This is a genomic window from Mycobacterium parascrofulaceum ATCC BAA-614 (assembly GCF_000164135.1).
GTDB lineage: Bacteria > Actinomycetota > Actinomycetes > Mycobacteriales > Mycobacteriaceae > Mycobacterium > Mycobacterium parascrofulaceum.
On sequence record NZ_GG770553.1, the window covers coordinates 1,875,162 to 1,886,387 of the forward strand.

Sequence of the window (11,226 nt, forward strand, 5' to 3'; positions counted from 1 at the left end):
CGCTACGGGCCCGTGTATCCCGGCGGGTTCACGCCGTCGACCCAGAAGTCGACGCCGAGCTGCCCACCCGGCACGCAGTTGTAGACCGACAGGTCGGTGACGCCTGACTCGAGCAGCACGTCCTCGCAGAGCAGGGTGTTGCCGGTGTACTCGCGGGCGGGCTTGTTGAGGATGACGTAGGCCGCGTCGGAGTACACCTCGGGCTTGCGGGCGCGGCCCATCGCCTCGTCGCCGCCGAGCAGGTTCTGTACCGCGGCGGTGGCCACCAGCGTGCGCGGCCACAGCGTGTTGGACGCGATGCCGGCCTCGCGCATCTCCTCGGCGATGCCCAGCGCGCACAGCGTCATGCCGAACTTGGCCATCATGTACGCGGTCGGCTTCAGCCACTCCTTGCCGAGCAGCACGGGCGGGGACAGCGTCAGGATGTGCGGGTTCTGGCCGGACTTCAGGTGCGGGATGCACGCCTGCGACACGGCGTAGGTGCCGCGCACCTGGATGCCGTTCATCAGGTCGAACCGCTTCATCGGCACCTCGGTGATGGAGCCCAGGTTGATCGCCGAGGCGTTGTTGACGCAGATGTCGATGCCGCCGAACTGCTCGACGGTCTTGGCCACCGCCGCCTCGACGGACTCCGGGTCGCGGACGTCCCCGACGATCGGCAGGGCCTGTCCGCCCGCCTCCTCGAGCTCCTTGGCGGCGGTGTACACCGTGCCCGGCAGCTTGGGGTGCGGTTCGGCGGTCTTGGCGATCAGGGCGACGTTGGCGCCGTCTTGGGCGGCGCGCTTGGCGATCGCCAGGCCGATGCCGCGGCTGGCGCCGGAGATGAACATGGTCTTGCCGTTCAGGGACATGGCGTCACACTAACGGTCCTGCGGTCGCGGCCCGGCCCGGGGGACGGGCGGTCCCCGGTCGCGCCGGGAAATAGCACGTCGGGCACCGCTGTTGAACCACTCGGTCTCTGATGTTATGTGGGCGCACCCGGGCAGACACTGTCGGTGGCAGCCTCTAGATTGGGAGGAGCGGTTTGGTGTCAGCGGCGACGAGCCTGTTGGACCGTCCAATGGGTGCCGGGCAGGTGGCTTGCTTTCTGGCAAGCCCGGTGGCGTTTTCAGCGCCGCCCGCCGACACCGCAGCAGAAGGGACCGGGGTAATCGAGATGGCCGACACAGACGGCGCGGCAGCACAGGAGATCTCCGATCCCCCCGTCCAGGAGACGGACGCGGAGCTGATGGCGCGTTTCGAGCGCGACGCGATTCCCCTGCTGGACCAGCTCTACGGCGGCGCGCTGCGCATGACGCGCAACCCCGCCGACGCGGAGGATTTGCTGCAGGAGACGATGGTGAAGGCCTTCGCGGGCTTTCGCTCGTTCCGGGCCGGCACCAACCTCAAGGCGTGGCTGTACCGGATCCTGACCAACACCTACATCAACAGCTACCGCAAGCGGCAGCGTCAGCCGGCCGAATACCCGACCGAGGAGATCACCGACTGGCAGCTGGCGTCCAACGCCGAGCACTCGTCCACCGGGTTGCGATCGGCCGAGGTCGAGGCGCTCGAGGCGCTGCCGGACAACGAGATCAAGGAAGCGCTGCAGGCGCTGCCGGAGGAATTCCGGATGGCCGTCTACTACGCCGATGTCGAGGGGTTCCCTTACAAGGAAATCGCCGAGATCATGGACACACCCATCGGGACGGTAATGTCACGGCTGCACCGCGGCCGGCGTCAACTGCGTGGGCTGTTGGCCGACGTGGCCAAGGAGCGGGGCTTCAACCGCGGCCACCAGGCGCACGAGGAGGTGTCGTCATGAGCGAGTTGTCCGGCTCCAGCGACACGTGTCCCAACGACGACGACCACGGCGCCGTAGGCTGCGCCGAGGTGATCCGGCAGGTCTGGCTGCTGCTCGACGGCGAATGCACGCCGGAGTCGCGGGATCAGCTGCGCCGCCACCTCGAGGCGTGCCCCGGCTGCTTCAAGCATTACGGCCTCGAGGAGCGGATCAAGGCGTTGATCGCCACCAAGTGCCGGGGCGAGAAGGCCCCCGAGGGCCTGCGTGAGCGGCTACGGCTGGAGATCCGGCGGACCACCATCATCCGGGAGACGCGGTAGCGGTCCTCAGGCGTTGGGACGCTTGCCGTGGTTGGCCTTGCTGTGCTTGCGGTCGCGCTTCTTCCGGCCCCGTTTGGCCATGGGTGGAACCTCCGTTGAATGGTCTGTGATGCGGGCGCCGCGCGCCCGTCAGCCTGCCGCCCAGTCTCTCACAGGAAATTCCGCGCAACCTAACCGCCCGCGGCGCCAGGGGAACCATTGTGGCCTTCGGTTGCCCCCGCCCGTCCGCCACACTGGTCGACATGAAGACTTCCGCGTTGATTCGCGCATTTGGGTTATCCCGGATGGCACTTGGTCTGTGGCTCGCGCTGGCGCCACGACGTCCCGGTGAATTGTGGTTCGGCGAACCCGATCCGGAGGCCTCGGGCATCGCGCTGTTGCGCTGCGTCGGCGGGAGAGACCTGGGCATCGGACTGGGTCTCGCGGCGAACGCTACGGCCGACTCGTTGTGGTTGAAGGTCGGCATCGTCGCCGACGCCGTCGACGCGGCGGCCACGCTGCTGGCGAGCCCGCGCATGCCACGAAAAAGCGCGCTCATCGGTGTCATCGGCGGCGCCGCCTACGCGGCCATCGGCATCCTGCTGCTGCTGACGGGCCGGCAGCAGACGTGGGATCGGCTGAGTGTGGCGCCGGCGCAGCCCCCGATACGCCCGGCGTAGGCGTGCACTACCCGCACAACATCAGAGCCCCGCGTGCCGCGGTCGCCCCCACACCTATGGTTCGATGTACCTGAGCTTGACCAGCAGCCAGCCTGCGCTATGGCCGAAACGAGTGGGGTGATGATGGCCGAGGACGTGCGCGCCGAGATCGTGGCCAGCGTGCTTGAAGTCGTGGTGAACGAGGGTGACCAGATCGGCAAAGGCGACATCGTGGTGCTGCTGGAGTCGATGAAGATGGAGATCCCCGTCTTGGCCGAGGTCGACGGCACCGTCAGCAAGGTGAGCGTCTCGGTGGGCGATGTCATCCAGGCGGGCGACCTGATCGCCGTGATCAGCTAGGCCCCGAAAAAGTTTGGACCACCCGATCTGCTGCCGGGGGATGGCCCGGGGAGTGAGTGATGTCGACTCTCGGTGATCTGCTCGCCGAACACACCGTGCTGCCGGGCAACGCGGTGGACCACCTGCACGCGGTGGTGGGGGAGTGGCAGCTGCTGGCGGACCTGTCGTTCGCCGACTACCTGATGTGGGTTCGCCGCGACGACGGCAAGTTGGTGTGCGTGGCGCAGTGCCGGCCCAACACCGCGCCCACGGTGCTGGTCACCGACTCGGTGGGCAGCGTCGTCGACGCCGAGCGGCTCGCGCTCGTCGCCGACACCTTCGACTCCGGCGCCCCCCAACGCGATGGCGTTGGGGGACAACAGGATTCGTGGCTTCCCGGTCCCCACGTGGAGGCCTCACCGGTGCGGTATGGCGGCCAGGTGGTGGCCGTGCTGACCCGGCACCAAACCGCCGGCGCGGCCGACCGCACGTCGGGCCAGCTGGAGACCGCGTACCGGGACTGCGCCGGCGACCTGGTCCACATGCTCGCCGACGGCACCTTTCCCGACGTGGGCGACGTGGTCATGTCGCGCTCCACCCCCCGGGCCGGCGACGGCTTCATCCGGTTGGACGTCAACGGCGTCGTCGCCTACGCCAGCCCCAACGCGGTGTCGGCCTACCACCGGATGGGCCTGACCAGCGAGCTGGAGGGCCGCAACCTGGTGAAGGTGACGCGGCCGCTGATCTCCGACCCGTTCGAGGCGCAGGAACTGGCCGAGCACGTGCTCGACCTGCTGGCCGGCGGGAGGAGCATGCGGATGGAGGTCGATGCCGGCGGCGCCACGGTGCTGCTGCGGACGCTGCCGTTGATGGTCGACGGCGCGAGCGCCGGTGCGGCGGTGCTGATCCGCGACGTCACCGAGGTGAAGCGCCGCGACCGGGCGCTGATCTCCAAGGACGCCACGATCCGCGAGATCCACCACCGGGTGAAGAACAACCTGCAAACGGTGGCGGCGCTGCTGCGCCTGCAGGCCCGCCGGACGGCCAACGCCGAGGGCCGCGAAGCCCTGATCGAGTCGGTGCGCCGGGTGTCGTCCATCGCCCTGGTGCACGACGCGCTGTCGATGTCGGTGGACGAGCAGGTCAACCTCGACGAGGTCATCGACCGGATCCTGCCGATCATGAACGACGTGGCGTCGGTGGACCGGCCGATCCGGATCAACCGGGTCGGCGACCTGGGCGTGCTCGACTCGGACCGGGCGACGGCGCTGATCATGGTCATCACCGAACTCGTGCAGAACGCGATCGAGCACGCGTTCGACCCCGCGGTCGAGGAGGGCTCGGTGACCATCCGCGCCGAGCGTTCGGCGCGCTGGCTCGACGTCGTCGTCCACGACGACGGCCGCGGGCTGCCCGACGGCTTCAGCCTGGAGACCTCCGACAGCCTCGGCCTGCAGATCGTGCGGACGCTGGTGTCGGCGGAGCTCGACGGCACGCTGGGCATGCGGCAGGCCCCGGCCCGCGGCACCGACGTGGTGTTGCGGGTGCCGATCGGCCGGCGGGCACGCCTGGTGTTATAGGCGTGACACCCGCACCCGACACAACAGTGCGGCCCCGGCTTTCGCCGGGGCCGCACTGTTGGCTCTGACTGTGTCAGACTCCGCTGCGGGCCTTCGTCCGGGCGTTGCGACGCTTGAGTGCGCGCCGCTCGTCTTCGCTCATGCCGCCCCAGACGCCCGAGTCCTGGCCGGTGTTCAGGGCCCAGGACAGGCAATCCGTGGTCACCGGGCACCGATTGCAGACCAGTTTCGCGTCAGCGATCTGCGCGAGCGCCGGGCCGCTGTTCCCGACCGGGAAGAACAGCTCCGGGTCCTCGTCGCGACACACCGCCTTGTGGCGCCAATCCATACGTTCTTACTCCTCACTGAGTGCGCAGCAAGGCGCACGGCCAATTTTCTTCGGCTGTTAACGCGTGCACAAGAAAAGGGTCCGTACCCCTATCTAAATTTCTGCATGCAACCTTTTGATCGTTTCACAGGCTCAACAGAAGTCAATAGCGTGAGTTCGCTCGTGGGCTATCTCACTTTGATCATTCCGTAGCCGAGCCATTACTCCGTTGTACTACACTGGCGGGCCAATCTCGGGGAAAATTTTCCCCGGTGGGATTCTGTGCGCCTCGTTTGCGCAGCTCAAAGCGGGTTTTTTCGGGGCGGTGCGACGACCGCCAACGCGTCGGGTACCGACCGGTACGTCATGGTTTCCCGGACGCCGAGGTAGTCGCCGTCGAACTGGCAGGCCACCGGCCCTCCGGTCGAGGTGACGCGCAGGCACGGCACGTCGTCCGCGGTGACGAGGTGGTCGAACTCGAACCTGGGCCGCTTGGCGAACATCTGCCGCACGATGCGCAGGGTGGGGATCGTCTTCAAGGTCTTGGGCGCGAACACGCCGAGCCCCGACTCGAAGGTGCAGCCGGGGTTCGTCCAGACCGGCCGGTCGTTGGCGAACGTCCAGGGGCTGGAATTGGACACGAACGCGAAGCTCACCCCCGGGATCGGGTCGCGGCCGGGCAATTCGAGGGTGAGCATCGGCTCGCGGCGCGTGTAGCCCCACACGGCCGGCACGGCCGCGCGGATGTAGCGCCACGCCGTGACCTTGCCGCCCTTGTCGCGTTCGGCCTCGACCGCGGCCACCACCTCCGCGTCGACCCCCATCCCGGTGTTGAACACGGCCCACCGCTCGCCGCAGTCGATCAGGCCGATGCGGCGCCAGGTGTGGTGGCGGTGGTAGTCGTCGAGCAGCTGGATGAGCTGGTTGGTGGCGGCCACCGGATCGCGCGAGATCCCCAGCGACCGCGCCAGCACGTTCGCCGAACCGCCGGGGACCACCGCGACCGCCGGCACCGGCCCGATGGGACCCGGCTGCGCGCCCGGACGGCCGAGCAGGCCGTTGACCACCCCGCTCACCGTGCCGTCGCCGCCGTGCACCACCACCAGGTCGACCCCGTCGGCGACCGCCTTCTCCGCGAGTTCGGTGCCGTGACCGCGGTGGCTGGTGTGTTCGACGGTGAGCTGCAGGCGGCTCTTGAGCGCGTGCGCCAGCAGGTCGCGCCCCGCCGGGGTGGTCGAGGTGGCGGTGGGGTTCACGATCAGCACGGCGCGCATGAGGCACGAGCTTATGCGGGCCGATTAAGGCCGCGCTGTGGGGAACTGCCCCCGTGGGCCGGGGTGACTACGCTGACGCGGGTGACAGTCTTCGGCCGCAAGCCAGGGGCGGCGCCGACCGCGGTGCGCGGCGCCGGGCTGCTCGTGGCGGCCCAGGGGGTGGCCGCGCTGGTGGTGGCGGTGGTGCTGGTGGTGCGGGGCATCGCCGGGGCCGACCAGCACGTGGTCAACGGCTCCCCCGCGAGCGGGTGGTACGCCCAGGGCACGACGGTCTTCTTCGTCCTGGCCGGGGCGGGGGTGCTGGCGGCCGGGCGGGCGCTCACGCTCGGCAAGCGCTGGGGGCGCGGGCTGGCCGTGATCACCGAGCTGCTGCTGCTGCCGGTGGCGTGGTATCTGACGGTGGACTCGCACCGGCCCGGTTTCGGGATTCCGGCGGCCGTCGTGGCGCTGGCCGTGCTGGGTCTGCTGTTCAGTCCCGCGGGCGTGCGCTGGGCCGCCGGCGATCAGCGCGACTCGGCCAATTCGGCCAACCGTGGACCGGACAGCCGATAGGTGGTCCACTCGCCCTGCGGTTGGCCGCCGACGCCGTCGTAGAGCGTGATGGCGTCGGCGTTCCAGTTCAGCACGGCCCAGGACAGCCGCGTGTAGCCCTGGTCGAGGCATTCGGCCGCCAGCTCCGCGAGCAGCGCGCGGGCCAGGCCGCGGCGGCGAAACTCCGGGCGCACGAACAGGTCTTCGAGGTAGATGCCCGCCACGCCGTCCCACGTGGAGAAGTTGAGGAACCACAGCGCCATCGCGGCGACCTCCCCGCCGACGTCCGCGACGTGCCCGTGCACGGCCGGGGTGTCACCGAAAAGCGCCGCGGTGATTTGCTTTTCGGTGACCGTGCATTGCTCGGCGGCGTTTTCGAATTCGGCCAGCGCGTGAATCATCGCGGTGATCGCGGCGGCGTCTTCGGGCCTGACGCGGCGAATGGTCATCGCTCGACGTCCAGCGCGTCGAGGATGGTGGCGAATTTCGTTGTGGTTTCGGCGACTTCCGCGTCAGGGTCGGATTCGGCGACGATGCCGCCCCCGGAGCGGGCGAGCGCGGTGCGGCGGTCCGCCGAGAGCTGCGCGCACCGGATCGACACCACCCAGCGGCCGTCGCCGCGGGCGTCGCACCAGCCCACCGCGCCCGCGTAGAACCCGCGGTCGCCCTCCAGCTCGGCGATGAGTTCGACCGCGGCCTTGGTCGGCACCCCGCCGACCGCCGGCGTCGGATGCAACGCCAAGGCCAAATCGATTGCCGTCGTTGACGTGTCCCGCAGCCGGCCGCCGATCGGTGTGCACAGGTGCCACACCGCGGCGGTGCGGCTCAACTCGGGCTCGTCGGCGATCGTCAACTCATCGCACAGCGGCTCGAGGGCGGCGCGAATGGTCTCGATGACCAACTGATGCTCGTGGCGGTCCTTGGCCGAACCGGCCAGCGCGGCGCCGTTGGCGGCGTCGACGTCCGGGTCGGCGGCGCGGGGCGCCGAACCCGCGAAGGGCCGGCAGGTGACTCGATCCCCGGAGCGCGCCACCAGCAGCTCCGGGCTGGCCCCCACCAGCGCCACGCCGGCGTAGTCGTCGCCGGCGCCGGTCAGGTCGACGAGATAGCCGTACGCGGCCGGGTCCGCCGCAACGAGCCTGCGCAGGATGACGCGGGCGTCCAGCGGGGCGTCGGCGACCAGCCGCAGCGCGCGGGACAGCACCACCTTGCTGAGCAGGCTGTCCGGGGCGGCGAGCTGATCGCGGGCCCGGCGGATCCGGTCGCGGTACTGCCCCGGCGGCGGGTCGGCGGCGGCGATGCGCACCGGCGGTAGCGGGCCGGTCGGCCAGTCCGGCGGCCCGTCGGTGTGGCGCACGGCACCGGGCGTCAGCAGCGCCGCGGGCCACTCGACGTCAAAAGGCAACGCGCCCAACACTATCGAGGAGGCGCCGGATCGCAGCGCGCGCTGCGCCGCCGCCGCGTCGCGGTAGCGTTCCCGCACCCCGTCGGCGACCAGGGTTTGCGTCGGTCCGCACAGCGCGAACGGCGGTTCGTGGTCGTTCACCCGGGTTTGATCGCCTGCGGCTGGGCGGTCAGTCCGAGCGCGGCGAGCTGGCGCACACCGTGCTCGAAGCCGCACACGGCGATGGAGCCGGCCAGCATCCAGAAGCGGCTGCCCTCCACCAGCGGCAGCTCCACCCAGCGCGTGATCACCGAGCGGGAGAAGTGGCTGTGCCCCACGAACACCACGTCGCGCGAACTCATGTGCTCCAGCGCCAACGCGACGGCCCGGTCGGCGCGGTCGCTGACCTGGGCCACGGTTTCGCCGCCGGGGCACCCGTGGGTCCAGACCAGCCAGTCGGGCACCGTTTCGTGGATCTGCGGGGTGGTCAGCCCCTCGTAGGCGCCGTAATCCCACTCGGCGAGCAGCGGCGAGACCTCGTCGACGGACAGTCCGGCCAGCTTGGCCGTGGTCAGGGCGCGAATGCGCGGGCTGCTGATCACCAGCGGGTCGGCGAGATTGAGTTCCCGCAGCACGCGGCCGGCGAGTTCGGCCTGGACGCGGCCGGTGTCGGTGAGCTCCAGGTCCGTGCGGCCGGTGTGCTGGCCGGACTTCGACCACTCGGTTTCGCCGTGGCGGAGCAATACCAGTCGGTGGTTGTGCAGGCCCATATCGACCGATTCTGCCGGACGACATACCGGGAGCGTCGGCCGCAGCGCCCGGCGAACGAACATGCCAGGATGGGCACTGTGACCGTGGCAACAAGGAGGGGCGGGCGCTGGTGAGTAAGACCCGGGTATTGGCGGTGGCCAACCAAAAGGGCGGCGTCGCCAAGACGACAACGGTGGCCTCGCTGGGCGCGGCGCTGATGGACGAGGGCAAGCGGGTGCTGCTCGTCGACCTGGATCCGCAGGGCTGCCTGACCTTCTCGCTCGGCCAGGATCCCGACAAACTCCCGGTGTCCGTGCACGAGGTGCTGCTCGGTGAGGTCGAGCCGAACGCCGCGCTGGTCACCACGATGGAGGGCATGACGCTGCTGCCGGCCAACATCGACCTGGCGGGCGCCGAGGCGATGCTGCTGATGCGCGCCGGCCGCGAATACGCGCTCAAGCGCGCGCTGGCCAAGCTGTCCGACGACTTCGACGTCGTCATCATCGACTGCCCGCCGTCGCTGGGTGTGCTCACCCTCAACGGGCTGACCGCCGCCGACGAGGTGATCGTGCCGCTGCAGTGCGAGACACTCGCGCACCGCGGCGTCGGCCAGTTCCTGCGTACCGTCGCCGACGTCCAGCAGATCACCAACCCGGACCTGCGGCTGCTGGGCGCGTTGCCGACGCTGTACGACTCGCGGACCACGCACACCCGCGACGTGTTGCTCGACGTCGCCGACCGCTACAACCTGCCGGTCCTGGCCCCGCCGATCCCGCGCACCGTGCGGTTCGCCGAGGCCAGCGCGTCCGGCTCGTCGGTGATGTCGGGGCGCAAGAACAAGGGCGCATCGGCCTACGCGGACCTGGCGAAGGCGTTGCTCAAGCACTGGAAGACCGGCAAGCCGCTGCCGACGTTCGCCGTCGAGGTGTAGCCCGAGAGCGAGCTGGGGGCCACCTCCCTGCTCGGCCGTGACGGCCGGACCCTCAGCCCAGCGCCACCACGGTGTCGCCCCGCTGCTCGAACACCCGGGACCCCGCGACGGCCGGGACCACCGCCGACTCGCTCGGCGCGCGGTGCACCGGGATGTAGCGCTCGTTGGCCCCGCTGACCGGGTCGTAGACCCCGATCGCGCCGGTGACCGGGATCAACAGCCGCCCGGCCATCATGGCGCCCGGCCCCAGGGGCGCGGTCTTGTCGCCCGCGGCGATGGTGTAGCGCAGCGACAGGTTGCCCGTTTCGAAGACCAGGACGGAATCGCCGGTCCACCAGGTGATCAGGCTGCCCGCGTGCGAAACCGCGCCGCGGCTCGACGGCGGTTTGGGCAGCAGGGTGCTCGCCACGGTGGTGCCGGTCTCGTCGATCACGTCCACCCGCGGCCGTGGTGACGGCAGGTACACCGCGGTGTTGTTCTCCCAGACGGCCAGCACGCGGGCCCCCGAATCCGCCGTGATCCCCGGTTCGTCCACGATGCGTTGCTGGGGTTCGTCGTCGTCCTTGCCCGGACGCAGCAGCACCAGCCGCACGTCGGCCTGGTTCACGCAGCTCTCCAGCACCGACACGGCCGACGAGCTGGCGGCCGCGGAGACCAGCTTGCAGCCGGAGTGCAGCCCGCGTGCCGAGGGCTTGACCCGGGCATCGGTCTCGCCGTAGGCCACCATCCGGACCATGTCCGAGCGCCACAGCTCCACGTGGGTGTCGCCGGCCGACAACACCGTCGTGCCGTCGGAGGACAGGCGCACGTGCTGGTCGGCGTAGCCGCTGCGGGCCGGCCCGCGGCGGCCGGTGGACCCGTCGAGCGTGCTCACCTGGCCGCAGCCCCGGTCGTCGCGGTAGACGGCGACGGCGTAGTGGTAGACCCACGAGACACCGCACAGGGCGCTGTCTCGCTCGTAGCTCCAGCGGGACTGCCCCGAGCCGGGGTCGCGCCCGTCGACCCGGCGGCCGTCGCCGGTGATGACCGTCCCGCCGACCGTCACGGGCGCGGTTGTGGCCGGGCTGGCCGCCGTCCACAACTGCCCGAGCGTGGCCGGCACCTGGCGGGCCGGGGTCGGGTTGGGCGCCGGCTCGGCGGCCGGCCGGCTGATGGTCGCCCGGGCGTCGCTGGTCCACCAGATCAGCGCGGCCACGGCGGCGACCACGACCGCGATCGCCGCGGCGGCCAGGACGTCACCTCTGGTCCGGCGTTCGGGTCTGACCATCCGTGGCGCGTGGCGTTAGTCGGCGTGCGCGCCGGCTTCGGCGGGCTTGCGGCGCCGCCGGCGGCGGCGGGTCCCAGAGTTGGCGGGCCCCTCCGGGGCGGCCTCGCCGTTGGTGGCGCCGG

General features: G+C 70.4%; 15 protein-coding genes. 7 read left to right on the forward strand and 8 right to left on the reverse strand.

Going from position 1 to position 11,226, the window contains the following annotated elements; all coding sequences use genetic code 11:
• Positions 1-2: 2 nt before the first annotated feature.
• Positions 3-851 carry an SDR family oxidoreductase gene (locus tag HMPREF0591_RS08795; protein ID WP_007168133.1) on the reverse strand — a complete coding sequence of 283 codons (849 nt, stop codon included), beginning with the start codon at positions 849-851 and terminating at the stop codon, positions 3-5.
• A 305-nt stretch (positions 852-1,156) separates the two neighbouring features.
• Here HMPREF0591_RS08795 and HMPREF0591_RS08800 point away from each other — a divergent pair, with 305 nt between their 5' ends.
• Together HMPREF0591_RS08800 and rsrA are read left to right on the forward strand one after the other, a co-directional pair.
• Complete coding sequence (locus tag HMPREF0591_RS08800) at positions 1,157-1,804, forward strand: sigma-70 family RNA polymerase sigma factor (RefSeq protein WP_040621454.1); 648 nt, start codon at positions 1,157-1,159, stop codon at positions 1,802-1,804.
• A complete protein-coding gene (rsrA, locus tag HMPREF0591_RS08805) occupies positions 1,801-2,103 on the forward strand; it encodes a mycothiol system anti-sigma-R factor (RefSeq protein ID WP_007168135.1) in 303 nt (100 codons plus the stop codon). The genes HMPREF0591_RS08800 and rsrA overlap by 4 nt, the downstream gene beginning before the upstream one ends.
• A 6-nt stretch (positions 2,104-2,109) precedes the next feature.
• Here the strand turns inward: rsrA and HMPREF0591_RS34640 are convergent, their stop codons facing one another.
• Positions 2,110-2,184 carry a 50S ribosomal protein bL37 gene (locus HMPREF0591_RS34640; RefSeq protein ID WP_011728008.1) on the reverse strand — a complete coding sequence of 25 codons (75 nt, stop codon included), beginning with the start codon at positions 2,182-2,184 and terminating at the stop codon, positions 2,110-2,112.
• Between the two features lie 203 nt (positions 2,185-2,387).
• Between HMPREF0591_RS34640 and HMPREF0591_RS08810 the strand changes: the two genes are divergently transcribed.
• The 3 genes from HMPREF0591_RS08810 (at position 2,388) to HMPREF0591_RS08820 (ending at position 4,660) form a co-directional block, all read left to right on the forward strand.
• Positions 2,388-2,762, forward strand: a complete 375-nt coding sequence (locus HMPREF0591_RS08810) for a hypothetical protein (protein WP_040621456.1) — start codon at positions 2,388-2,390, stop codon at positions 2,760-2,762.
• Positions 2,763-2,885: 123 nt separating this feature from the next.
• A complete protein-coding gene (locus HMPREF0591_RS08815) occupies positions 2,886-3,101 on the forward strand; it encodes a biotin/lipoyl-binding carrier protein (RefSeq protein WP_040622133.1) in 216 nt (71 codons plus the stop codon).
• Between the two features lie 59 nt (positions 3,102-3,160).
• Positions 3,161-4,660, forward strand: a complete 1,500-nt coding sequence (locus HMPREF0591_RS08820) for a sensor histidine kinase (RefSeq protein ID WP_040621458.1) — start codon at positions 3,161-3,163, stop codon at positions 4,658-4,660.
• Between the two features lie 73 nt (positions 4,661-4,733).
• Here HMPREF0591_RS08820 and whiB1 read toward each other — a convergent pair whose 3' ends face one another.
• Together whiB1 and HMPREF0591_RS08830 are read right to left on the reverse strand one after the other, a co-directional pair.
• Positions 4,734-4,988, reverse strand: a complete 255-nt coding sequence (whiB1, locus tag HMPREF0591_RS08825; protein WP_007168139.1) for a transcriptional regulator WhiB1 — start codon at positions 4,986-4,988, stop codon at positions 4,734-4,736.
• A 281-nt stretch (positions 4,989-5,269) separates the two neighbouring features.
• A complete protein-coding gene (locus HMPREF0591_RS08830; protein WP_007168140.1) occupies positions 5,270-6,241 on the reverse strand; it encodes a diacylglycerol/lipid kinase family protein in 972 nt (323 codons plus the stop codon).
• 81 nt (positions 6,242-6,322) lie between these two features.
• Between HMPREF0591_RS08830 and HMPREF0591_RS08835 the strand changes: the two genes are divergently transcribed.
• Positions 6,323-6,793: a hypothetical protein gene (locus HMPREF0591_RS08835; RefSeq protein ID WP_040621461.1), complete on the forward strand. Its 471-nt coding sequence runs from the start codon at positions 6,323-6,325 to the stop codon at positions 6,791-6,793.
• Here the strand turns inward: HMPREF0591_RS08835 and HMPREF0591_RS08840 are convergent.
• From HMPREF0591_RS08840 to HMPREF0591_RS08850, 3 genes are read right to left on the reverse strand one after another with little or no spacing between them, the layout of a single operon-like run.
• Complete coding sequence (locus HMPREF0591_RS08840; protein ID WP_007168142.1) at positions 6,745-7,221, reverse strand: GNAT family N-acetyltransferase; 477 nt, start codon at positions 7,219-7,221, stop codon at positions 6,745-6,747. The two genes, HMPREF0591_RS08835 and HMPREF0591_RS08840, sit on opposite strands and share 49 nt — an antisense overlap.
• Positions 7,218-8,318: an isochorismate synthase gene (locus HMPREF0591_RS08845; protein WP_007168143.1), complete on the reverse strand. Its 1,101-nt coding sequence runs from the start codon at positions 8,316-8,318 to the stop codon at positions 7,218-7,220. Before HMPREF0591_RS08845 ends, HMPREF0591_RS08840 begins: the two co-directional genes overlap by 4 nt.
• On the reverse strand, positions 8,315-8,926 hold the full coding sequence (locus HMPREF0591_RS08850; protein ID WP_007168144.1) for an acid phosphatase: 612 nt from the start codon (positions 8,924-8,926) through the stop codon (positions 8,315-8,317). The genes HMPREF0591_RS08845 and HMPREF0591_RS08850 overlap by 4 nt, the downstream gene beginning before the upstream one ends.
• 110 nt (positions 8,927-9,036) lie before the next feature.
• Between HMPREF0591_RS08850 and HMPREF0591_RS08855 the strand changes: the two genes are divergently transcribed.
• Positions 9,037-9,837, forward strand: a complete 801-nt coding sequence (locus HMPREF0591_RS08855) for a ParA family protein (RefSeq protein WP_007168145.1) — start codon at positions 9,037-9,039, stop codon at positions 9,835-9,837.
• Positions 9,838-9,889: 52 nt separating this feature from the next.
• Here HMPREF0591_RS08855 and HMPREF0591_RS08860 read toward each other — a convergent pair whose 3' ends face one another.
• Positions 9,890-11,104 (reverse strand): Rv3212 family protein, encoded by a 1,215-nt coding sequence (locus tag HMPREF0591_RS08860; RefSeq protein WP_007168146.1) that lies wholly within the window; start codon positions 11,102-11,104, stop codon positions 9,890-9,892.
• Between the last annotated feature and the right edge of the window lie 122 nt (positions 11,105-11,226).

Coding starts and splice junctions, on each gene's coding strand:
- HMPREF0591_RS08795 (WP_007168133.1), bottom strand. CDS start 851: ATGTCCCTGAACGGCAAGACCATGTTCATCTCCGGCGCCAGCCGCGGC.
- HMPREF0591_RS08800 (WP_040621454.1), top strand. CDS start 1,157: ATGGCCGACACAGACGGCGCGGCAGCACAGGAGATCTCCGATCCCCCC.
- rsrA (WP_007168135.1), top strand. CDS start 1,801: ATGAGCGAGTTGTCCGGCTCCAGCGACACGTGTCCCAACGACGACGAC.
- HMPREF0591_RS08810 (WP_040621456.1), top strand. CDS start 2,388: ATGGCACTTGGTCTGTGGCTCGCGCTGGCGCCACGACGTCCCGGTGAA.
- HMPREF0591_RS08815 (WP_040622133.1), top strand. CDS start 2,886: ATGGCCGAGGACGTGCGCGCCGAGATCGTGGCCAGCGTGCTTGAAGTC.
- HMPREF0591_RS08820 (WP_040621458.1), top strand. CDS start 3,161: ATGTCGACTCTCGGTGATCTGCTCGCCGAACACACCGTGCTGCCGGGC.
- whiB1 (WP_007168139.1), bottom strand. CDS start 4,988: ATGGATTGGCGCCACAAGGCGGTGTGTCGCGACGAGGACCCGGAGCTG.
- HMPREF0591_RS08830 (WP_007168140.1), bottom strand. CDS start 6,241: ATGCGCGCCGTGCTGATCGTGAACCCCACCGCCACCTCGACCACCCCG.
- HMPREF0591_RS08840 (WP_007168142.1), bottom strand. CDS start 7,221: ATGACCATTCGCCGCGTCAGGCCCGAAGACGCCGCCGCGATCACCGCG.
- HMPREF0591_RS08850 (WP_007168144.1), bottom strand. CDS start 8,926: ATGGGCCTGCACAACCACCGACTGGTATTGCTCCGCCACGGCGAAACC.
- HMPREF0591_RS08860 (WP_007168146.1), bottom strand. CDS start 11,104: ATGGTCAGACCCGAACGCCGGACCAGAGGTGACGTCCTGGCCGCCGCG.